The organism is Halobacillus mangrovi (assembly GCF_002097535.1).
GTDB lineage: Bacteria > Bacillota > Bacilli > Bacillales > Halobacillaceae > Halobacillus > Halobacillus mangrovi_A.
Genome location: NZ_CP020772.1, coordinates 2,110,644 through 2,132,180, shown reverse-complemented (window position 1 = coordinate 2,132,180; position 21,537 = coordinate 2,110,644). Strand labels below are relative to the sequence as shown.

The following is a 21,537-nucleotide window of genomic DNA, read 5'->3' as shown; positions in this document are numbered from 1 at the left end:
CTGTCACCACTGGTGACAGTCTTCTCCTAACCATTTATACTTCTTTAACACTTAAGATGCGAAACCCTGATTTCTCTAATTTTTTAGTAAATTGTTCGATATTATCATTCGGTTCGATTTTCAATACGATTCTCCTAGCAAGCTTATCGGTTTCATCAAAAGTCGCTAAAGAGATAACATTTTCATGATAGCTTTTTATAATATTTCCGAGCCGCTCAATTCTTCCTGCTGATTCCTCTGAGGTAAAGGCAATTCTTATGCCTTTCTTACGAGCTCCAAAAGCACTTTCAAACTGTTCGATTACATCATAGCGGGTAACTAGCCCCTGAAATTTACGATTCTCATCGACCACTGCAAGAACAGGAAAACCTTTAAAAGATGGAAGCGTTCGTTCGAAAACTTCCTCATCATGTATATAATAGTCCGGGTACTCTGCAATGTCGCCTGCTGTTGTCTCATTTAAAAAAGTGTTTTTCTCTTGATCCGTTTTAAAGTACGCTTGATAGATAATGTTTTTAGAAATCATTCCAATAAAAGTTTCACCCTTTAATACAGGCATACCTTCAATGTCGTTTTCGTTTAACAGATCGAGAATTCCACTCAGTTTATCCTCACTTTTAGCTACAAAACACTTATGAACTGGTTTCATGATTCCTTTAACAAACATACACTCACCTTCCCTCTCCTTATCTATACTCTTTTATTCTCCTTTTATAGATGAGATTCCTGCAACCCATACGAATAATCCAAGCCATTCACTCATAAATATCCATGATGAGAGAAGGATGGTGATAAAGATTTTTACTCCAATTAAGTTTTATCAACCTTACCACGGTCCATTCGATCCATGCCCTCCGAGGCCATACGCCAGCTATCAAACTCCGCCGAACCTGTACGTAGGTTTTCAGCAGCCTAACTTACCTCAATTCCCTTTGGAGAAGGCACTCTACAAAGGAACCCTTTGGCCTTGTTTCTACGATCCTTATCCGACTCCTATTCCTGAAGGAGGCAAGAGGTGATGCATAAGGATGATCAAGTAAAAAAACGGTATGAACTAATGGAAAAAATCCAAATGGTTGATTTTGCGCTTGTTGAACTTACCCTCTATTTGGATACCCACCCTCAGGATAACCAGGCCATCCAGCAATTTAATGAGCTGGTTGTTCAAAGCAGAGACCTTAAATCCATTTACGAACAGCACTTTGGGCCGCTACGCCAATACGGTGCCAGTTTCTCCGGTTATCCTTGGAACTGGGGAGACAGCCCTTGGCCCTGGCAACTATGAATTAAAGGAGGGGAACTATGTGGTATTATGAAAAAAAACTTCAATATCCAGTAAAAGTGACAGAATGCAATCCACGACTCGCCAAATACTTGATCGAGCAATATGGAGGCGCAGATGGAGAACTATCTGCCGCTCTCCGTTACCTAAACCAAAGGTACAGTATTCCTGATAAGGTCATCGGTCTTTTAACAGACATTGGAACGGAAGAATTTGCTCACTTGGAAATGATCGCTACAATGGTCTATAAATTAACGAAAGATGCAACTCCTGAACAAATGAAAGAAGCAGGCTTAGGTGCTCACTACGCAAATCATGACAATGCCTTATATTATAACAATGCAAGTGGAGTCCCATGGACAGCATCTTACATTGCTGCAAAAGGGGATCCGATAGCTGATTTATATGAAGACATTGCAGCGGAAGAAAAGGCAAGAGCCACTTATCAATGGATTATTAATATGTCCGATGATCCATCCCTTAATGATAGCTTAAAGTTTTTAAGGGAACGCGAAATTATACATTCTCAACGATTTAGGGAAGCTGTAGAAATACTTAAGTTTGAAAGAGACCGTAAAAAAATATTTTAATATATACCCCCTAACCTCTAGAGGTTAGGGGTATTTAATGTTAATAGAATGGTTAGACTTGTTCCCTACTTCCCCATTTTCCCATTCGAATCCAAACGGCTAATACAAAATCAATAAGGAAATGAGCCGTAATTGTTACGACAAGGCTCCCCGTCTGTTCATACATATATCCTATAAAAAAACTTACAAATAGGACAGAAACCAAGAGAACGATTTTATCCAAATAACGAATGTGCATGACAGCAAACAAAACACTCGCAATAATGTAACCAAACTCTGTATGAACCACGCCTCTAAACAGCATTTCTTCACTGAAAGCAATCAGTAGCGTAAGCCCTATAATGGATAAATAGGAACGTTGTCGAAATACCTTTATATTAATACCGCCATCATCGTAAAATCGTTTTGGTAAACTATACAATAAAGCGAAATCTATCAGAAGAACTATAAGTGCTGGCAATAAACCAAACCATAACAGTTCTGACCAGGAGAATTGAAACAGAACAATCCACTCTCGGAAGGAGTCAAATAAAAAAAAGCTTCCTATGCCTGCTAAGGATAGAATAATGAGTTGAGTCAGAATAAGCTGAATGGTCAATTCGCGATCACTCATCTGTTGAATAAGATCAGCTTGTTTCTTTCGATTCATGAACTTCCTCCTGACTAAAAACCATCCTTAACCGATCCTCCCATGTTTGTCCCATTCTCTCAGCTTTACTCTCTTTGAAATGCAGCTTTGAGACTTCAAAACCACAACCATCACAGCATGGTACATAAGGCTCGCGTACTTCTTCCTGGAAAGATTGATATAAGTGCTGTCGGCGACATTCTGACTGATGAACCCAATGTAAAATTTCTGTAAGCTTATTCTGTTTATACGTCCACCGTTCATTTAAGAATTGTAGCAGCTTTTGTAGAATATTCTCGTCATTTGGGTCCTTTAAAATGGAATTTCCATCTAATACTTGGTAACGCTCAAGCTGATGGTGAATAAAGTTCCACTGAGATTCAGAAATCTCTAATTCTATTAATAGCTCGTCCACATTAGGCAATACACCTTTATCTCTCCTGTAAGACTGAATTCGTTTAAGCACACGTTTCACATCCTGTTGTTCAGGCAGCTCGTTCTGAATTAACATTTGAGGTAGATAATGATCCTTAGGGGTAAATAAAACCAGACTAGCACAAGGCTTACCATCTCTGCCTGCTCTTCCTACTTCTTGGATAAATGATTCCAACTGAGGAGGCAAGTGAAAATGAATGACAATTCGAATATCTGACTTGTCAACGCCCATCCCAAAAGCACTTGTGCAGCATACGATATCCAGTTGATTATTCATAAATTGTTGCTGTACAAGCATACGGTCCGTCTGATCCATACCACCATGGTAAAAAGCCACACGTTGATCCAGTCGAATCCTAAGTTGGAAAGAAACTTTTTCTGCCCATTGACGGCTTGAGAAGTAAATCATTGTAGGAACTTGTTTTTTCGAAAGTACCTGAACAATCCTTTCAATCTTATCGTCAGGACCATTGTGTTGTTCTACAGCAAAACTGATATTTTGTTTGTCCATAGGATAGACATGTTTCTGCATATCTTTACGGTTCAGTTTCTCCATAATGTCCAACTGGACTTCTGGGGTTGCGGTTGCACTCAGTGCCAAAACTGTGGGATCCCCCAGCTCTTTTATGGCTTGATCAAGCTTCAAATAATCAGTCCTGAACTCATGCCCCCACTGTGAGATACAATGAGCTTCATCCACTACTAGTAAATTCACCTTTATTTTGAACAGCTGCTGCTTTACCCGATCATTCTGCAGCATTTCAGGAGAAAGGTAGATAAGAGAATAATCGCTTAATTGGTTCAAAGTTTTTAGCCTTTCATTATGGTCCATGAAACTATTAAGCGCTGTTACAGTTCTGAACCCTCTCGCTTTTAATTGTTTCACTTGGTCTATCATCAAAGATATGAGAGGAGAAACAACCAGCGTCACTCCTGATTGCAACAGAGCCGGCAATTGATAGCACAGGGATTTACCAGTACCTGTAGGTAATATTCCCAATACATCTTTCCCTTTCATAAGATCATCAATGATATCGCGCTGTCCTTCTCTGAATTCTTTAAATCCAAAATGTTTATATAATTGTTGAGATAGATGCTCATGCATTTGCATATAGCGTTCCTTCCTCGGAAGAGATTTGATCTTTGGCTAAAGCCAAGCGCAGCTGGAAGTAAGTAAATTGCCCTTCAAGGTTTTCATAAATTAATTTCAACCGCTGTGTGTCCAACTCATTTGCGACGTTAATGATTTTATGGAGCTCGTGTTCACTAAGAAACGAGTCGATAGGGAAAAATGGCACTACTAAAGCTGCTTCAACAATATGGTCCTGGATCGTGCTTTTTTTCAGCCTTCTTTTCCTAACGATTTCGTCGATGGACCATCCTTTTTCGATATAGGCATAGGTTCGCTTCGCAGAAGCTGTTATTAAACTGGACTCTTTCAACCCCTTTGCACATAAAGAAAGGACAGAGTTAGTTTTACTCGATTGATTAGCCTGGAAGAAGAGATAGTAAAACACATGGTTGAGATATACGTCAACATCAGATAAAGATATGTTGTGCTTGTCTTTTAACTGCTCTCGTGTAAGCCCGATGACTCCTCCACCTGTCAGCCTATAGGTGAATATTTCTGCTTCTAGTGCAGGCCTGTCTTTTAGAAGAGTATAGATCTCGTTATACAAAGACTTCACAATCCCGGCTAGATCATTGTGATTCTTTTGGTAGACTTTTTTCACCCACAACTGAGCCTTCGCATCTTCCACAATAGGGATAAATGAACGTTTTCCCTTCAACATATTGGTAAAGGTCTGTATTAATAGAAAAATTCTTCGTTCAAACTCCGCCACTTTCGCGTGATCCATCAATCCATTGAAATAGAGTGTTTCCTTATGATTAGAGAGATACTGATAACCTTTTGATGTTATTGATGAATAGATATCCCCTTTAATCACTAACCACTCTTTTTCTTCTAACCTTTGGAAAGAATGTTTAAGCTGCTCTCGATCTAGAGATTTATAAATTCCAAAATAAGAATCCAGCTTGTAAACTCGAGCATCCTGTAAAGTCTGCGCTGATCTCTTTCCAGTCAATAAATTATATATTCCAGAGATCGTCCGCTCTCCCTTTAATCGATGAACACAGTCCAAAATAATTTGGTTAAACAAAAGCTCACCTCCAATGATCACTTCCCAAACCGGTTAATGTTGAAAAGTATTAGACAGAGTTTTACAATATCTATGTATCTTTTTTTATCCGTGATCCTTTATTACTTCATGAGGTGAAACACAAAGGAGGTTCATAACTCATGGCTAAATTTACAATGGTTGACCAGGATACTTGCATCGCTTGCGGCGCCTGTGGAGCAGCAGCACCTGATATATATGACTACGATGATGAAGGGATAGCCTATTCCATTCTTGATCAGAATAAAGGGAATTACGAAGTACCTGATATATTGGAGGAAGACATGGAAGACGCATTCGAAGGTTGTCCGACTGATTCAATAAAAGTAGCTGACGAACCGTTTGACGGAGACCCGCTTAAACACGAATAAAAAAGTGATCCCCTTCCATAAGCAGGAGGGGACATTTATTTTTTTGATAGTTCTTCAAACCGGTTACTTGCCTCCATTTGGTCGAAACTGGAAAACCATCTTTGATAATCGCGATCAATAATCCTGTAATGCTGACTGATGACATTCTGCTGCAAAATGTATTCTTCACTTTCAGCGATAAGGTTCCACCACACTTTCCCCCCCATCGTCTTACCTACTGGCCCATCTAATTGGTAGTGGGCCATAGTTTCGACGATTTCAAGTGGAGCGTCTCCTAACACTCCTTTTAAAACTTCACTTTGCTGAAAGAGAGCACAAACCGCCACCACTGTCGTCCATCCAGCCAGTGTCCGCTCTTTTTCGATTTGGACAAGAGTCTTTTTAGATAATCCTAGCACTTCTGCCATGCGATTCTGTGTATAACCATATTCCACACGGATTAGTTTCATTTTATGTGATACTTGTTCTCTTAATTGCTCTTTATCCATCAGTTATCGTCCCCTTTACTACGTCCCCTTCATTTTAACATGAGATACTCGAACATCCTACAAAAGAACAATAGCTCAAGTACCTGACTTAGCCTTTCAATGAATGTTCAACTGTGTTCAGTACGTCCTGTGCAATCGGCGCACTGATCCTTATCCTGATGTCGTTCGCCAAGGATAAGACAAGCGACGGAGCGGATGGGTCTTTCAATATAGGCAATTGACCAATGACTTCGATTGGAAACGCGCTGAAGCTGGATGCAGTCGCCTCACACTACAAAAGTACACAAAACAGTCATTATATTATTTTACTTGACATAAAAAATCCCCTGCAGAGAGGGGATTTCTTACTCGCTTATTGTGATCGTATTCATCCTTTCTGGTACTCCAATAGGTTCTTCAAGATTGTAAGCCGAAAAGCCTGCGAGTTTGATTCCATCAAGTTGAACATTCTCATAACCAAATTGCTTAGCCGTCATTAGAATAGCCTCTATCATAGTGGTTACTTCTCGCTCATTCGACCACTTCCCATGAGAAACCTCAACCAATAATTGTCCCTCACGTTCTGAAACAGAAGAAAATTTCACATGAGCAGGGACAGGTGGTGATACATAATTAAGATGTTTTTCTTTTTTCATTTCCATCAAGGCTTCTAAAATAGTTCGACCTTCATCAAGTTTTAAAGGCACCAGGAATTCAGTGGGGCTATCCGGAGTTTTGTATAGTTGATAATAGTACTCTCCATTATTAATTGGGGTTAGCTCATTGATCTCCCCATAGGGGCCTATATGAACAGCACCTCCACTGGTAGACTCAAGCTTTATGGTCTCTACACTATACGCTTCCACCTTCCAGCGAATGCTCTCAGTCAGCATTTCTGCCCATGTGCTGCCATTCACTGTAAAATCATCAGGGAATGTTACAGTTGCTCTCTTCTCATGATCTTCAATATCAATTTGAACGTCTTTAAGCAAACTCTCTGATAATCCATATTCACTGGGCACAAAGGCTTGATTATCCTCACTCCTACCATTTTCATAGACTTTCGTAAATGGTATAATTACTTGAGCATTTTTACCGGGCAGTACCTCTTTAACCAGACTATTTTCAGTTTGCTCAGCTAATTCAGCTTGCTTATCCAGGGAACTTTGATTGGCTTCCTCAGTAGAAGAAGAAACAGATTGCTCAGATTCTCTCTCTGTTTTTGCACCTTCTGTACTCGGTTGACTATTTTCGGGATCCACACTTTCATCAGGCATTTCGGCGCTTTCCATAGTTCGATTTGCTTCTGAAGCAGAATTATCACTAGTAGACTGTTCCATTTGACTGGAGTTCACCATATTTAAAAAAACAGGGATAACGACGGCTAATAACAAGATAACCACCGCGGTCGCCAAACTTGGCATAATCCAGGGCGCCATCTTTCTTTTTGTTTTTTGAACCTCCGGAGAGATTTTATGATACAACTCTTGTTTGCTTTGATGATCCTCAATAGGAGGCAGCTGCCTGAGCATGTTTTCTAATTCTTCATCTGTACGGTGTTTACGCTTCACGCTGCACTCCCCCTTCATTTTCTTTATCTAGTATTTCTCTCAACGCTTTCATACCTCGATGTTGAGTCGTCTTCACTTTACTCTCGCTCCAATCCAATATGGCGGCTGTTTCTTGAATGGACATCCCTTGAATGAAGCGAAGTATAATGACACTTCGCTGGTCAACAGTACATTGATCCAACGCTTGATATACCGCCTTCATTTCTTCATTTTGAATGGCAATTTCTTCAGGCAGGGTATCTGTATCTTGAATCTTTTCAGCTTTTTCGCTCCAATCAAAAAAATCCATAATCCGATTTCGCTTTCTTTTCTGCCTTCTAAAAAAGTCAATTGTTACATGGCGTGCAATGGAAAACAACCACGTTTTTTCACTGCTTCTTCCATCAAAAGATTGGTAAGATTTAATGACTTTAATATAAACATCCTGGACAAGGTCTTCAGCTAAATCACGATCCTTAACCATGTAGATGATGAATTGAAATAGATCTCTATGATATTTATCATACAGATCATCAAAGAACCTCTTCACTACAGGTACCTCCTGGTTATAGAAATAGTCGTATATGTATGTACAAAAGTTACACCTTTATCTTAATATGCCATGCTGAAAAAAGAAATAGAAATTGAACAGAGTAATAAAAACCTGGATTAATTAAGATAAATTTAGGCTTCTATTCTGGGTTTCTCGAAATTAACCTAAAAAATCTCTCCTAGAACAAAGAAAAAAGCCTAAGGCATCCCTTAGACTTTTGTGCGTGATTTACTATTTGATTGGAACAAAAATTAGTTTGATAATCTAATCAATTTACTATTAAGAATGGGTTTGATTGCCCACATATGATTGGGGGCTTGTCGTCTCTTTTAACCCATTTCTCTTCTCATATTTTTTAAACAATTTTGCAAGGATTGGAGAAAGAGCTAAAATAAATACAGCATTAGCAACCGCATGGTTTAAATCAAAAGGTAAACCTGCCAAGTAATAGGCCCAAAACGGCTGCCCAATCGTTCGCATCGTTAGAGAGATGACAACCCCAAAAAATAACCCGCTAAATACCCCGTATGCGGTGAGAGCCCACAAAGGTAATCGGGGCCAAACTTTACCCAGCAACCCAGCAATAAGGCCGATTACTGTCCAAGCCGCAATTTGCCAAATAGTCCAAATGCCCATCCCTAATAGCATATTAGAAACGGTTGTAGTGAGTAACGCCATAATTACCCCAGCTAATGGACCAAGCCAAAACGAAGTCAAAATAATGATGGCAGTAACCGGCTGAATATTAGGTAAACTTGCTAGCGCAATTCTTCCGGCAATCGCCAGAGCTGCTAACATCGCAATAAGTGTAATTTTATAAGTATTCATTTAATCATTCCCACGAATGATAATCAAAAATAATTTCGTCTCCTTGTTCCACTTCATATTCATTTGCACCTACCATGGCTTCCTCTCCGTTAATCGTAAACATCCAGGCCATTTTTTCTTCTTGGTTGCCTTCGATTCCTTCAATGCTATTAATAAAACCTTCACTTTCTTTTACCTCAAAATTATCTTTCATAACTTCCATCAATGTCGTACCCTCTGCAACAGTGATCTCTTGATCAGCGAGCACTTCCTCGCCATTATTTTTGGAAATTTCCACCTTCAGTGTAACTTCCTGTTTCTCCTCTTGCTGACTTGCATTTGCCTCTTCTGCTTTCTCAGTCTGCTGAGTGCCGCACCCGCTTATTACCCCGACGGCAAGTAGAGCAGCAACTAAAAAGAAATTAAACTTTTTCATCTTCACTCTTCATCCTTTCTTTCAATTTATAATGGTTTCATCGCTTTCAAGAAAGGACATAAAGACAACACCACGGCTATGTAACTATCAAAAAAGCTTGCCCTTTGTTAAAAAGGACAAGCTTAAGACAAACCAGAAAGGTTATTAGTTATTACATAGAACCAATCGGTTGTCTCAAACGCTCAATCCCCGAAGCTTTGAAACATAAGATTTTGGCAGGTCTACTGACTTGTGTTTCATCCTACTCAGGATCCTTCCCATGCATAACGCACAGTGGAACTTCCTTTTCGTCATCACTTACAGTTGCGAGGACAGCTCTGGGTTCTAACCAGATTCCCTATTAAGCCTTGTCGGGCACCCAAAATCTTTCGTATGAAGTTCATTTATTACATTACATGATAATTGAAAAATAAGCAATCTAATATTCTGTCAACTCAAGATTCTTCGGTATTCTAAAGGTGAAAGTAGTTCCCTCTCCTAACTTACTGTGAACACTAATTGTCCCATGGTGAGCTTCTACAATATTTTTAGCAATCGCAAGACCTAGCCCTGTGCCTTTTTTCTGTTTCGAACTTTCACGTTTTCTGGACTTGTCTGCTTTATAAAAACGCTCAAAAACAAAAGGAAGATCCTCTTCAGCTATACCTTGCCCAGAATCATGAACAGAGGCTATCCAATCCCCATTAATATGGTCTACTGTAACTTCTACTTTTCCGCCCGGCTGCGTGTGCCTTATTGCGTTATCAATTAGATTCGTAAGCACCTGTTCAATTCGATCGGAATCGAAGGGAAGTCTGTCAAACTCATGATCAACTCTCATCGTTAATTTGACATCTCGTTCGTCGGCAATTCCTTGGAATTTACGAATGATTTTATTCATATAAGGATGGATATCTACAGACTCTACATAAAGCTGAATATGTCCTGCCTCCATTCTGGCAAGATCAAGAAGCTCATTAACCAACCTACCGATTCTCAACGATTCTTCGTGGATAATCTGTGCGAGCTCATTTTTATCTTCTTTACTTTCGGCAATGTCATCGACAATTGCTTCGCTATATCCTTGAAGCATAGAAATAGGAGTTCTCAGTTCATGAGATACATTTGCAATGAAATCTTTTCGAAGTTTATTCAATCGACGTTCTTCCGTCATATCTCTCAAAACCGCGACGGCACCGCGTACTGTTGATTTATCATAAAGCGGTGTCATAATGATCACCCACGAACGTCCTTGAAGAGTGACCTCCGTCATTGATTCTTCCTCATTGGTAATAACCTTTTTAAACAAAGCTGTTAACGGTTCTGGAAGAGTTTGAGCATCACTCATATCTTCCTTATGCTCAAATGCATAAGCATCCAGGTACTGCGTGGCTGGAGGATTGGTAACTAGTATCTCTCCTGTTCGGTTGATCGTAATAACTCCATCAGCCATTGAGCGCAAAATTCCTGACAGCTGCTCTTTCTCCTGGTTCAAGGCATTAATATGATATTTCAACTGCCTCCCCATCCGATTGAAAGCCATAGCCAGCTCACCAATCTCATCATGGGTCAATATTGGTACTTTATTATTAAATTCACCTTTAGCGAGTTCAAGTGCTCCCTCACGCATTTTGATCAAAGGTGAAGTGATCCTTGTCGAAAGGAAAAATGCAAAAATCGTTGTCAAAACAATGGCAATTCCCGCCCCAAGGAATATAATTTTTGTTGTTTGTTCAGAAGTTTCTTCAATTGTATCAAGAGACTGATAAACAAACACAGCGCCTTCTCCATTTGCAAGAGGTGTGCCCACGACCATGACACCCGTTTCAGAAGTCTCCAGATCAGCAACTTTTTTCACTTCATTTCCTTTATTAATTACGCTGGATAATTCTTGATCAGAAGCAAACCATTCATAACCTAATTCAGGTAACTCATCGGTTTCACTATCCGCTATAAGGATATCTCTTTCATCCCATGCAATCACAGCACGGCTCGCAGAATCTTTTACTAGATTAGTGGTAGAAAGCATTAATTCTCTGTCCTCATAACGTTCTTCAACATCTGAAATCTTGTTAGCCGTCTGCAGTAAATGCCGCTCAGCTTCAAGGATGTGATAGTTTTGAAAAAACTCCAAGAGTAATATCGTAAGTATAAATAGAACGAAGCAAACGAGCAGTAGAATAGTAAACCATAATTTACCTACAACACTTCGCCAAAACATCAGTCACCATTGACCTCAAATTTATATCCAATTCCCCAAACAGTTACGATCATCCCTGCAGCGTTTGCTGAAACTTTACTTAGTTTCTCGCGTAGCCTTTTCACATGAGTATCTACCGTTCTAAGATCTCCGAAAAATTCGTACTGCCACACTTCCTTTAACAGCTGTTCCCGATCAAAAACTTTATCTGGGTATTGGGCCATGTAGTTTAAAAGCTCGTATTCTTTAGGAGTTAAAGCGACCTCCACTCCGTCTGCTGTCACCCGATGGGCGTCGTTATCAATCGTCATATGAGGAAAGATAAGTATATTTCTTGTAGAGGTGTCCGTCTGTAAGAACCTTGTTGTCGATGCTCTTCTGAGCAATGCTTTTACTCTTAAAACCACTTCTCTCGGACTGAAAGGTTTTACAATGTAATCATCTGTGCCAACTTCAAATCCTTGCACCCGATTCGCTTCTTCTCCCTTTGCAGTGAGCATAATTACGGGAGTCGCTTTTTTCTCGCGAAGTTCTTTACAAACTTCAATTCCGTCTTTACCTGGAAGCATTAAATCAAGCAAAATCACATCGTAATCATTCTGTATCGCTTTCATTAAAGCTTCTTCTCCGTCCTCTGCCTCATCGATTTCATAATTTTCTCTTTCCATATACATTTTAATTAGACGTCTAATACGTTCTTCGTCGTCCACAACCAATATCTTTCCTTCTTTTTCCATACTACTACCTCCACCATTGCATGTTGTATTTCCATAATATACACAAATGGCAGGCTGGGTAAAGTTACCCTTCCTGCCTTTTGGTCCTCATCAAGCGTAAGAGTGCAGTCCTGAGATGACTAGATTTACTGCGATCAAATTGAACATAATAATTCCGAAGCCACCTACAGCAAGCCATGCTGATTTCATTCCTTGCCACCCTCTAGATAACCTAAGGTGCAAATAAGCAGCATAAAAGAAAAATGTAATGAGAGCCCATACTTCTTTGGGATCCCATCCCCAAAAGCGATCCCAAGCCTGCTGAGCCCAAATCGAAGCAAATATGATCGCTCCCAGCGTGAAAACGGGAAACCCAATCGCTACAGAACGATAGGAAACCTCATCTACTAGCTCAGGGTTAACTTTTCTAAGAAGAGGCTGAATCGCTGCAGCTACACGTTTTCTCAAAATCAACCTTGCTAATCCATATAAGACTAGTCCGCCTAACAACGACCAGATGAATGTGTTGAGCTTTTTGGCAGCTTCCTGTCCTCTCATCCATTCTGGAGCAGAAAACAACGGTGACATGCCATCCTCTGAGACGAGCTCACCATCAAAAGGACCTGCTATGGCAGGTACTTCATAAATAATTTCGACTTCTTGACCATTTACAGGGGCTTTAAATGTTTCTTCGTACCCTGCTGCGCTAAATCCAGTAGTTACTAAGATAAATGCTATGGTAGAGGCAAGAACATAAATGACAAATTCAAGCCATGAAGTATGTTTCGACCTTTTCGTTTGATCAACCTGGCGTATAAGAAAAATCAATCCGGCTACAAAACTAACCGACAATATCCCTTGACCAAGAGAGGCTGTAGTTACATGAATATAGAGCCAATGGGATTGTAATGACGGTACCAATGGTGATATTTCTGTCGGGAACATGCTCGCAAAAGCAATAACTAACAAAGCAATTGGTAAAGCGAACAAACCTAGTAAATCTACACGATAGATGAAGTACAGAACGATAAACGCAAATACTAGCATCATCCCGAAGAACGTCGTATATTCGAATAAATTACTGACAGGTGCGTGCTGACTAGCTATCCATCTCGTAATAAAGTAGCCTAGCTGGGTTAGAAATCCAATAATCGTTAGAGTTATTCCAATATTCCCAGCGACTTTACTTTTTCCTCTCTTCTTATCACGGATCGTCCCTCCAAAAAAGAACGTCGCTATTAGATAGATAAAAAAAGCCGCGTACAGCAGATTACTGCTGATTGTACTTAAGTCCATGTTCTTCCTCCTCGCTTACGCTGCTTTGGTCATCTTTCATTTCATGCTGGTCAATAGGTTCCTTAATATTAGTTCCTTCAATCACTTTTCCTATATCACGTCTTAATGCAAACCAGTTTTTGTTTGTATGTCCCGCAATCCAAACGCCATCGGCTTTAGGCTGAAGCCAAATACGACGATGATTCCAATACATTCCCTGGATAACTCCAATCATGAATATCGCTCCACCTAGAGCAATGACCCAGAGTGTATGATCTTTTTTAACCGTCAATCCTGTAACATCACGGACATCAAAGTTGACTAAACCTAACTTATATTCATTATCGCCACTTGCATCGACATTCGCGCCAATTCCAAGGAAACTTGTTTCCGGTTCAGATTCACCTGGTGGATAAACATTAAATACGAAGGCAGGGTTTTTGGGATACTTGGAAATGGATACTGGCCGCCCATCTTCCATTTCATATTCCGGATAATAATCTTCAATAACAACACGGTGGCCACTGTCAAGTTCGTATTCAGATTTCGGATTTGTTAAGTCTACGGTGAACTCTCCGTAGTTTGTGTCCTCATTATCTTTGTCGTGAACTTTGAACGTCATTTCTTCAAACTCATTCAACTGATAGCTTGCTTGATACAAAGCGAATTCATCGAACTTAATCGGATGGTTCATTTTTGCAGAGGCTTCTTTTACTTTTTCAAGTTCAGGTTCCTTCCCTGGTACCACTTCATCCGTGCGTTTATAAATGACTGCATCGGTCTGGAAATTTTTTGGTACAGGAGCCCCGTTGTTTTGAATAGCTTCTTTGAAGCGTTCATCACCCTCGTCGTAAGTCTCTAAAATAAAGTCATTGTTTTTCATGTAGTATTGACCGTCTGTTCCAGGGATCATAACCGTCTCACCTTCTCGGACCCAGACATACTCGTCAATATAAAAAGCTGGTACAAATCGCATGAGCGATCCAATTAAAAAAATGATTAAACCAATATGGTTAACGTAAGGACCCCACCTTGCAAATCGATTTTTCTCAGCAAGGATGTGCCCATTATCTTCAGAAATACTGTAATGACGTTTTTTTAAATTATTTTTAAATAGATCGATATCAAGTTGATTGGATTTTGTTTCGCCGAAAACACGTTGTTTTTTCATAAAGATCTCATGACGCTTCGGCTTTTGCTTTTTGAGTGTTTTGTAAAGTGGGAAAAATCTATCAATACTAGCAATAACAATAGAAATTCCAATTAGAGCTAATAACAGCATATACCACCATGAAGTGAAGGTATTATGCAAGCCTAGCTGATAATAGATTTGGCCAAAAAGACCATACTGATCCCGGTAGTGAGTTGAAGCATCAACATTCGGCGGTATGTACATTTCTTGTGGAAGAATTGTACCGATGGCGGATGCAATCAAGGTTAGAACAATTAGTGTTACCCCTACCTTGACAGATGAGAAAAAATTCCAGATCTTATCCACATACGTTCGATTGTAGGTTTGAGATCGTCGGGCGCTTCCGTCATACCTCATATTGAGAAGTTTGTTTCCTTCATTTCCATCAATGTGCTGATTCTTCTCTACCGGCTTCCCACATGATTCGCAGAGTACTGTTCCCTCCGGATTCACATGACCGCATTCACATGTAATCTCTTTCATAATAAAACCTCACAATTTCAAGTAGACTACTCCTCTGGTGTTATTTGTTGCAGATAGCCTTCTAGTTTACTCAAAGTAAGCGGGCCAGTGACTTGCTCTACAATTTCACCATCAGCATTGATGAATAGTGTTGTAGGAATAGGACCGATATTATAAAGATCCATAACTTGTCCACCTTTATCTTGCAGTACAGGGAATGTCAAATCATAACGATCTATGAACCGTTTAACAACAAGTTCCGTCGTATCGAGATTCACCGCAAGAATTTCTACCCCTTTTTCTTTATACTTCGGATAAAGCTTTTCCATATAAGGCATTTCATCTTTACACGGCCCACAGTAAGTAGCCCAGAAATTCAACATAACACCTTTTCCTTCTAGGTCTTTCAATTCAATAGTTTCGCCTTCAGACCCAAATTTCTCAAGCTGGAAATTTGGTGCTTGTTCTCCTTTTGCGATAACAGCTTTGTCATCTTTTAAAGTCGACACGATGGCAAATACAAGCAACCCTACCATCACCGCAAGCAATGAAGTACGAAAGATTAAGCGCTTTCTCTTTTTCTTCAAAGTTGACTCTTTCATATCTTTCACTCCCAAGTCATTATAACATTGATTGGAAACGGTAAATTTGAACTTTATTTAACATTTTCTTCAGCCATTTGACGAAGCTGTTTAACTTCAAATGGTTTTAGTGGGCGATAGTCACCTGCATTTAATCCTTTCAGGTCCAGGGAACCGTACCTTTCACGCTTCAATTTATCAACAGGATACCCTAAAGCATCAAACATTCTTCTTACCTGGCGATTCTTTCCTTCATGAAGAATAATCTGTACGATGGCGGTATTTTTCTTTCCATCCGTGGACATGATTTTAGTATGCACAGCCTTTAAATATTCGCCGTCTACAGTCAATCCTTTTTTCAATTGTTGAAGCTGATCTTTCGTCGGAATGCCTTTTGTCTTTGCAATATAAACTTTGTCCACTTCATGCTTTGGATGCATGAGCAAGTTTGCAAATTCGCCGTCATTCGTTAAGAGAATTAAACCAGAGGTATCGTAATCCAAGCGTCCGATCGGAAAGATACGCTCTTCTACTTCTGGAAGATAATCTGTAACCACTTTTCTTCCTTTATCATCGCTTACACTAGAAATGACTCCACGGGGCTTGTAAAGCAAGTAATATACGGGCTGCTCCTTATCAATGGGTACACCTTCTACTTCAACATCATCATTACTGCTCACTTTCGTACCCAGTTCTGTTACTGTTTTTCCGTTAACCTTTACTTTACCGTCAACTATTAATTTCTCTGCTTTTCTTCGTGATGCCACACCTGCGTGAGCGATCACCTTCTGAAGTCGTTCCATGTTAGCCATGGGACCGTCACCAACCTTCTATGAGTTACTTTCACTTTTTCAACTATGGACAACATAACAGCAAGCCCCGCTGATAACTTCCAGCGCGGCTCCTCAGCTCATTTACATTATACACATTCCTGAAAGATTTGAACAAAAAAACCACCCTATTAATGAAATAGGATGATTACGATAATTACCGATGCTATTATACCAGCTAGATCCGCAAGTAGTCCAACCTTTAAAGCATCCCCCATTCGTTTGATTCCAACTGCTCCAAAATAGACTGTGATTATATACAGCGTAGTATCGGTACTCCCTTGCATAACTGAAGCAAGCTGGCCAATAAATGAATCAGGACCATGCGTTCTAATCAGCTCTGTCGTTACACTTAATGCAGCTGTTCCAGATATCGGACGTATAAGTGCTAATGGAAGAATGTCAGCAGGCACGCCTATGGCTGTCATAAGAGGCTGGAAAAATGCAAGGATGGCACCCATGGCGCCTGAAGCCTGAAAGATTGCGATGGAAACCATCATACCTAATAGGAATGGAAGGAGTGATATCGCAATTTGGATTCCTTCTTTACTCCCCTCTACAAATACTTCATAAGAAGGGACCCTTTTTACAGTAGCTATAATCAAAATGATTACTATAATTCCAGGGATAAGCCAAATACTGATCATATCTTTAACGTCCTCTTACGCTTATAATAGAATAGCCGGTCAATCATTAAAGCAGCTAGAGTAGAGATGATGGTCGCCATAATGGTTGCCCCTACAATACTCGTCGGATCGACTGACCCGTATTTCATCCGTATTGCTATGACTGTTGTAGGGATCAATGTAAGTGAGGAGGTATTGATGGCAAGAAATGTGATCATGGAACGACTCGCCTCTTCCGTTCCTGATAATCTCTTTAATTCCTTCATTGCCTTTAACCCCATCGGTGTAGCCGCGTTACCTAGACCGAACATGTTGGCCGTCATATTTGATAGAATGTATCCTAAGGCAGGATCATTATCAGGGATATCTGGAAAGATCCTTTTAACGATTGGACGAAACAACTTAGCTAACCCTTCTAACAACCCGGCTGCCTCTGCGATCTTCATCAGTCCAAGCCAAAAAACCAGTACACCGGTCAGGCTCAGCGTAATCATAACTGCTTCGTCTAAGGTTGAGAATATAGCTTTGTTCACTTCCTCCATCGTCCCATTAAATGCTGCAAAAACAATTCCCGTTACTGCTAAAAGGGCCCATATAAGGTTTACCATGGGGCCACCCCCATGAGTCTGCCCATAAACCCTTTCAACTCTGATAAGAATGGCTTAATTGGCCGCTCTTTCCATACTGGTGTTTCTAACAAAGGAGTAGTCCCTATTGAATACTTAGTTATTCCAGCGATATTTCCGTCCTCTCCGGTTAGAGGATACCGATAGAAACTTGCTTTTAAGGATTCTTTTTCATTGAGGGTCAGTGGGAAATACACATCTCTTGGAAAATAGTACGTTTGTCCATTCGCTTCAATGACTCCTTCGCTTTGTAATTTGACTGTTTCGAAGTTTTTGAACCCCCACTCGTACATATTAATGTGATCATTCCAATCGTCAGGAGCGTTCAAGGTAACGGCGATTAACTCAAGTCCGTCTTTTTCAGCACTGGAAACCAATGTTCTACCGGCCCTTTTAGTAAATCCTGTTTTCCCTCCGTTTGTCGGCTCGTAATATTTAGTCAACAATTTATTTTTGTTCATCCAAGCATAGTCTCGGTTTTCAGATAAAAACTTTTCACTGCCCGTGACTTCACGGAACGTTTCATTCTTCATCGCATAGGCCATCAACAACCCCAGATCATAGGCACTTGAATAATGAGTTTCACCATCTAGACCATGGGGATTCTCAAAATGGCTGTCATTCATCCCAAGCCAAAGCGCCTTTTCATTCATCATCTGAGTGAAGCCCTCTACACTCCCCCCTACATGTTCCGCTATAGCAACAGCAGAATCATTTCCGGAACGAAGCATCAATCCATAGACGAGATCTTTGAGCAGGATTTTTTCATTTTCAGTCAAATAAATGGAGGAACCTTCTGTATGAATGGCTCGGCTGCTAACTTTAACTTTTTCATCCAGTTTTCCAGATTCTATAGCAATAATAGCAGTCATAATTTTAGTCGTGCTTGCAATCAAAGACGATTCATAAGCGTCTTTTTCAAACAACACTCTTCCTGACTCTGCATCCATCAGTACGGCATGCTCTGCAGACACAGCTATATTAGGGTTCGCATGTACCTTTTCGGTCATGAACACCATAAACATCAAAGGAAAGATCATGATTAAACAAAGACACTTTCTCAAAAGGGCTTCCTCCCTATTCTCGTCATTTGCTTAACTCTATGCAAAAAAGTACAAGCTTATGATTAATTAGAAATGTGGAAGTCACTCATTCAAAATTGAAAAAAGAGTGCCTATTGAGGCACTCTTTCCTAGTCTCCATCCGTATTTAGGTCTGGTTCAGTAAATTTCTCGAAAAAGAGGTCTGCCTCTCCTTCTACATCTTCTTGTTCTTTCAATTCTGAAAGTGGAGGCAGCTCTTCAATAGAAGTTAAACCGAAATAAATTAAAAATTCCTTCGTTGTGCCGAAGAGAACAGGTCGTCCGATAGCTTCTTTGCGCCCTCTTTCTTCTATCAGACCCCTGTTGACTAAAGTTTGAACAGCACGATCACTCTTCACTCCTCTTAAGTCGTCAATCTCAATACGAGTGATAGGCTGTTGATAAGCAACGATCGCTAGTGTTTCAAGCGCAGCCTGGGACAAACGGGTGGAGCCTGAAGAATCAATCATCTTTTTATAATAGGAGGCATGCTCGGGTTTTGTGGTCAGGTGCAGTATACCTTGTGAATTCATAATGGTAATACCGCGCCTTGAATCTTTATATTCGTGGGACATTTCTTCAATGATTGACAGAAGCTGCTTATGTTCTACATCGAGCAATTTGCTTATCTTACGTGTCGTCATGCCTTCTTCTCCAGAAGCAAACAACATCCCCTCGATTACCGCTTTATATTCCTCTAACTCCATGGTGCATCCTCCATCTTAAACACTATTAAATCATCAAAATGTTTCTGCTGAACACATGTGATCTCATTACTTTTCATCAACTCCAAAAGTGCCATAAAAGTAACAACAATGTGCGGCCGCGTTTTTTTCTCAAACAAATCGTAAAAGGAAGTTCCTTCTTTCTTTAAATCCACTTGATTTAGGATCTCCTCCATCCTCATCTGTATAGGAATCTCATCCTTTTTTATTTTTGTATCCTGAGGCGCAGTGGTTTTAGATCTACTGAGAAGTCTACCCATCGCTTGAATCATATCGTAAATGGAGGCCTCTCCTGGTTTAATTTCAGGAGGTTCATCCCCAAGTTCATCTTTATTCATTGGTGGTCGCGTATAAATTCGATTGGCATCCAACTCTTTTTCCTTCAATTGTTCAGCTGCTTGTTTATATTTTCTATACTCAATTAATTTTCGCATAAGCTCTTCGCGTGGATCCTCTTCCATCTCTGCCTCTTCTGCATCATCTATTGTGGGATTCGGCAGCAACATCTGACTTTTCATAGCAAGTAACGTTGCAGCCATCACGAGATACTCACTCGCCAAATCCAACTCTAACTCATTCATCGTATGGATATAATGCATGTACTGATCGGTGATCTGAGAAACGGGTATGTCATAGATATCAATCTCATACCGATTGATTAAATGCAATAGAAGGTCTAGTGGACCTTCAAATCCCTCTACTTTCACTTGATAGCTTTTTGTCATATTATTCTTCCTTTATGATGATCAATTACCGTCTTTAGTTTATCAAAAATATAGATATCCGTTAATTACAACTTGATAACTTGTTAAACCGTCTTTTAGTTATTTACAATAAAAGCAAGAATCTATTGCATGGAGGCGTCTACCTTGTACCCTGATTTATATATAGATTACTTAGCTCATTTTCACGGAACACGGGATTATTTTGAATGTCACGAAGTTTTAGAAGAACACTGGAAAAATGTCGATCCTAAAAACAGGAATTCCGTATGGGTGTTCCTAATTCAATTAGCAGTATGTATGTATCATTATAGAAGGGGAAACAGGAAAGGTGCTGAAATCCTTATCAATCGATGCTTAAAGAGATATCCCACCATCTCTGAAAGTCTTGAAGAAATTGGGCTTGAAAAACGAGAAGTCTTGCTCCTTGTGCAAGAAGTCCGTACTCGTCTCATTAATCAACAGCCTTACAAAAGTACCATATTACCAATATGCGATAATATCTTACTAGATGACGTCAGACAGAAATGTAAAAAATGGGGAGTCACTTATGGCAAGCCAAGCAATCTATTGGATCATTATTTGATAAACAAACACTCATTGAGAAATCGACCTTAAATCCAAAGTAAAAGAGGTGTCCGCGGACACCTCCTTCTTTACCCTATACTTGAGAGGATGGGCTTTCAGCTTCACATTTTTCATAAAATGATTCTGTTGCCACATCCGCACAAACTTTATATTGATTGCCAAGTTGATCTTGGATACGATGGACCATCTTTCTGCCAATGCCCGTGTTTCGATGAGACGGATTTACAGACACATGCTGAATGACAGCCTCATCTCCTTCAATCCGCACACCGATCGCACCAAGTATATCCTCATCTTTCCATAAGAAAAGACTCCAATTTGGATTGACTTCATACTCTTTAACAATTTCCTGAAGCCCCTTAACATCAGAAACTTCCGGCATGAAAGATAAGAGTCCCATGGCAATCTTTTCGAATGATTTTTTATATCGAATTAACATAGTAACCCCTCATCATTTATGAAAATAATCTTTCTGCCCTGTATGCATGAGCAGGGCCGCTTCAGCAGCTATCATTTCAGTGTTTTACTTTACGATTCCAAACCAGTAATAAAAGCCCCAAAATAAGCTGAATAGTGATAATACAGTGAATAAAATCCAGTTTTTTTTCTTCATCATGCGTCCCCCCAATGGTGA

Annotated in this window: 26 protein-coding genes and 1 riboswitch; of the genes, 5 read left to right on the top strand and 21 right to left on the bottom strand. The window is 40.0% G+C overall.

Going from position 1 to position 21,537, the window contains the following annotated elements; translation table 11 throughout:
• Positions 1-34: 34 nt before the first annotated feature.
• Positions 35-667 (bottom strand): CBS domain-containing protein, encoded by a 633-nt coding sequence (locus tag HM131_RS10395; RefSeq protein WP_085029694.1) that lies wholly within the window; start codon positions 665-667, stop codon positions 35-37.
• 130 nt (positions 668-797) lie between these two features.
• On the opposite strand from HM131_RS10395, the gene HM131_RS10390 reads away from it, so the two are divergent.
• Genes HM131_RS10390 through HM131_RS10380 form a run of 3 tightly spaced genes read left to right on the top strand, consistent with a single transcriptional unit; the run spans position 798 to position 1,872 of the window.
• Positions 798-1,019 carry a spore coat associated protein CotJA gene (locus HM131_RS10390; protein ID WP_085031934.1) on the top strand — a complete coding sequence of 74 codons (222 nt, stop codon included), beginning with the start codon at positions 798-800 and terminating at the stop codon, positions 1,017-1,019.
• Positions 1,019-1,285: a spore coat protein CotJB gene (locus tag HM131_RS10385; RefSeq protein ID WP_085029693.1), complete on the top strand. Its 267-nt coding sequence runs from the start codon at positions 1,019-1,021 to the stop codon at positions 1,283-1,285. The genes HM131_RS10390 and HM131_RS10385 overlap by 1 nt, the downstream gene beginning before the upstream one ends.
• 17 nt (positions 1,286-1,302) lie before the next feature.
• Complete coding sequence (locus HM131_RS10380) at positions 1,303-1,872, top strand: manganese catalase family protein (RefSeq protein ID WP_085029692.1); 570 nt, start codon at positions 1,303-1,305, stop codon at positions 1,870-1,872.
• 52 nt (positions 1,873-1,924) lie between these two features.
• Here the strand turns inward: HM131_RS10380 and HM131_RS10375 are convergent, their stop codons facing one another.
• The 3 genes from HM131_RS10375 to HM131_RS10365 are packed head-to-tail and all read right to left on the bottom strand — an operon-like array spanning position 1,925 to position 5,097.
• On the bottom strand, positions 1,925-2,521 hold the full coding sequence (locus HM131_RS10375; RefSeq protein ID WP_085029691.1) for a CPBP family intramembrane glutamic endopeptidase: 597 nt from the start codon (positions 2,519-2,521) through the stop codon (positions 1,925-1,927).
• A complete protein-coding gene (locus tag HM131_RS10370) occupies positions 2,499-4,046 on the bottom strand; it encodes a RecQ family ATP-dependent DNA helicase (protein WP_085029690.1) in 1,548 nt (515 codons plus the stop codon). Before HM131_RS10370 ends, HM131_RS10375 begins: the two co-directional genes overlap by 23 nt.
• Positions 4,033-5,097, bottom strand: coding sequence for a YpbB family protein (locus HM131_RS10365; RefSeq protein WP_198162613.1), 1,065 nt, complete (start codon positions 5,095-5,097; stop codon positions 4,033-4,035). Before HM131_RS10365 ends, HM131_RS10370 begins: the two co-directional genes overlap by 14 nt.
• 140 nt (positions 5,098-5,237) lie before the next feature.
• Between HM131_RS10365 and HM131_RS10360 the strand changes: the two genes are divergently transcribed.
• Positions 5,238-5,486, top strand: coding sequence for a ferredoxin (locus HM131_RS10360; RefSeq protein WP_085029688.1), 249 nt, complete (start codon positions 5,238-5,240; stop codon positions 5,484-5,486).
• A gap of 35 nt (positions 5,487-5,521) precedes the next feature.
• On the opposite strand, the gene HM131_RS10355 is transcribed toward HM131_RS10360, so the two are convergent.
• From HM131_RS10355 to HM131_RS10280, 16 genes are all read right to left on the bottom strand, one after another.
• Positions 5,522-5,974, bottom strand: a complete 453-nt coding sequence (locus tag HM131_RS10355; RefSeq protein ID WP_085029687.1) for a helix-turn-helix transcriptional regulator — start codon at positions 5,972-5,974, stop codon at positions 5,522-5,524.
• Positions 5,975-6,318: 344 nt separating this feature from the next.
• Entirely contained in the window at positions 6,319-7,524 is a 1,206-nt protein-coding gene (locus HM131_RS10350; RefSeq protein ID WP_085029686.1) for a hypothetical protein, read from the bottom strand.
• Positions 7,514-8,053 (bottom strand): RNA polymerase sigma factor SigX, encoded by a 540-nt coding sequence (gene sigX / locus HM131_RS10345; protein WP_085029685.1) that lies wholly within the window; start codon positions 8,051-8,053, stop codon positions 7,514-7,516. The genes HM131_RS10350 and sigX overlap by 11 nt, the downstream gene beginning before the upstream one ends.
• A gap of 282 nt (positions 8,054-8,335) precedes the next feature.
• Positions 8,336-8,884 carry an ECF transporter S component gene (locus HM131_RS10340; RefSeq protein WP_085029684.1) on the bottom strand — a complete coding sequence of 183 codons (549 nt, stop codon included), beginning with the start codon at positions 8,882-8,884 and terminating at the stop codon, positions 8,336-8,338.
• 4 nt (positions 8,885-8,888) lie between these two features.
• A complete protein-coding gene (locus HM131_RS10335; RefSeq protein ID WP_085029683.1) occupies positions 8,889-9,299 on the bottom strand; it encodes a DUF4430 domain-containing protein in 411 nt (136 codons plus the stop codon).
• Positions 9,300-9,496: 197 nt separating this feature from the next.
• Positions 9,497-9,676, bottom strand: a riboswitch (cobalamin riboswitch).
• 41 nt (positions 9,677-9,717) lie between these two features.
• Positions 9,718-11,499: an ATP-binding protein gene (locus HM131_RS10330; protein WP_085029682.1), complete on the bottom strand. Its 1,782-nt coding sequence runs from the start codon at positions 11,497-11,499 to the stop codon at positions 9,718-9,720.
• The gene (locus tag HM131_RS10325; protein WP_085029681.1) at positions 11,499-12,215 is read right to left on the bottom strand and encodes a response regulator transcription factor; all 717 of its coding nucleotides are present in this window, start codon (positions 12,213-12,215) and stop codon (positions 11,499-11,501) included. The genes HM131_RS10330 and HM131_RS10325 overlap by 1 nt, the downstream gene beginning before the upstream one ends.
• 90 nt (positions 12,216-12,305) lie before the next feature.
• The gene (gene ccsB / locus HM131_RS10320; RefSeq protein WP_085029680.1) at positions 12,306-13,490 is read right to left on the bottom strand and encodes a c-type cytochrome biogenesis protein CcsB; all 1,185 of its coding nucleotides are present in this window, start codon (positions 13,488-13,490) and stop codon (positions 12,306-12,308) included.
• Complete coding sequence (resB, locus tag HM131_RS10315; protein ID WP_085029679.1) at positions 13,465-15,144, bottom strand: cytochrome c biogenesis protein ResB; 1,680 nt, start codon at positions 15,142-15,144, stop codon at positions 13,465-13,467. Before resB ends, ccsB begins: the two co-directional genes overlap by 26 nt.
• 26 nt (positions 15,145-15,170) lie before the next feature.
• The gene (gene resA / locus HM131_RS10310) at positions 15,171-15,725 is read right to left on the bottom strand and encodes a thiol-disulfide oxidoreductase ResA (protein ID WP_085029678.1); all 555 of its coding nucleotides are present in this window, start codon (positions 15,723-15,725) and stop codon (positions 15,171-15,173) included.
• A 53-nt stretch (positions 15,726-15,778) separates the two neighbouring features.
• Positions 15,779-16,507, bottom strand: coding sequence for a pseudouridine synthase (locus HM131_RS10305; RefSeq protein ID WP_085031932.1), 729 nt, complete (start codon positions 16,505-16,507; stop codon positions 15,779-15,781).
• Positions 16,508-16,665: 158 nt separating this feature from the next.
• Positions 16,666-17,181, bottom strand: a complete 516-nt coding sequence (locus tag HM131_RS10300; protein WP_085029677.1) for a spore maturation protein — start codon at positions 17,179-17,181, stop codon at positions 16,666-16,668.
• The gene (locus tag HM131_RS10295; protein ID WP_085029676.1) at positions 17,178-17,768 is read right to left on the bottom strand and encodes a nucleoside recognition domain-containing protein; all 591 of its coding nucleotides are present in this window, start codon (positions 17,766-17,768) and stop codon (positions 17,178-17,180) included. Before HM131_RS10295 ends, HM131_RS10300 begins: the two co-directional genes overlap by 4 nt.
• Complete coding sequence (locus HM131_RS10290; protein WP_232324943.1) at positions 17,762-18,811, bottom strand: D-alanyl-D-alanine carboxypeptidase family protein; 1,050 nt, start codon at positions 18,809-18,811, stop codon at positions 17,762-17,764. The genes HM131_RS10295 and HM131_RS10290 overlap by 7 nt, the downstream gene beginning before the upstream one ends.
• Before the next feature lie 167 nt (positions 18,812-18,978).
• On the bottom strand, positions 18,979-19,575 hold the full coding sequence (gene scpB, locus HM131_RS10285) for an SMC-Scp complex subunit ScpB (RefSeq protein WP_085029674.1): 597 nt from the start codon (positions 19,573-19,575) through the stop codon (positions 18,979-18,981).
• Positions 19,566-20,318 carry a segregation/condensation protein A gene (locus HM131_RS10280; RefSeq protein ID WP_085029673.1) on the bottom strand — a complete coding sequence of 251 codons (753 nt, stop codon included), beginning with the start codon at positions 20,316-20,318 and terminating at the stop codon, positions 19,566-19,568. The genes scpB and HM131_RS10280 overlap by 10 nt, the downstream gene beginning before the upstream one ends.
• Positions 20,319-20,447: 129 nt before the next feature.
• On the opposite strand from HM131_RS10280, the gene HM131_RS10275 reads away from it, so the two are divergent.
• Positions 20,448-20,933, top strand: a complete 486-nt coding sequence (locus HM131_RS10275) for a DUF309 domain-containing protein (protein WP_232324760.1) — start codon at positions 20,448-20,450, stop codon at positions 20,931-20,933.
• A 43-nt stretch (positions 20,934-20,976) separates the two neighbouring features.
• On the opposite strand, the gene HM131_RS10270 is transcribed toward HM131_RS10275, so the two are convergent.
• Positions 20,977-21,342: a GNAT family N-acetyltransferase gene (locus HM131_RS10270; RefSeq protein ID WP_085029671.1), complete on the bottom strand. Its 366-nt coding sequence runs from the start codon at positions 21,340-21,342 to the stop codon at positions 20,977-20,979.
• Positions 21,343-21,537: the final 195 nt, after the last annotated feature.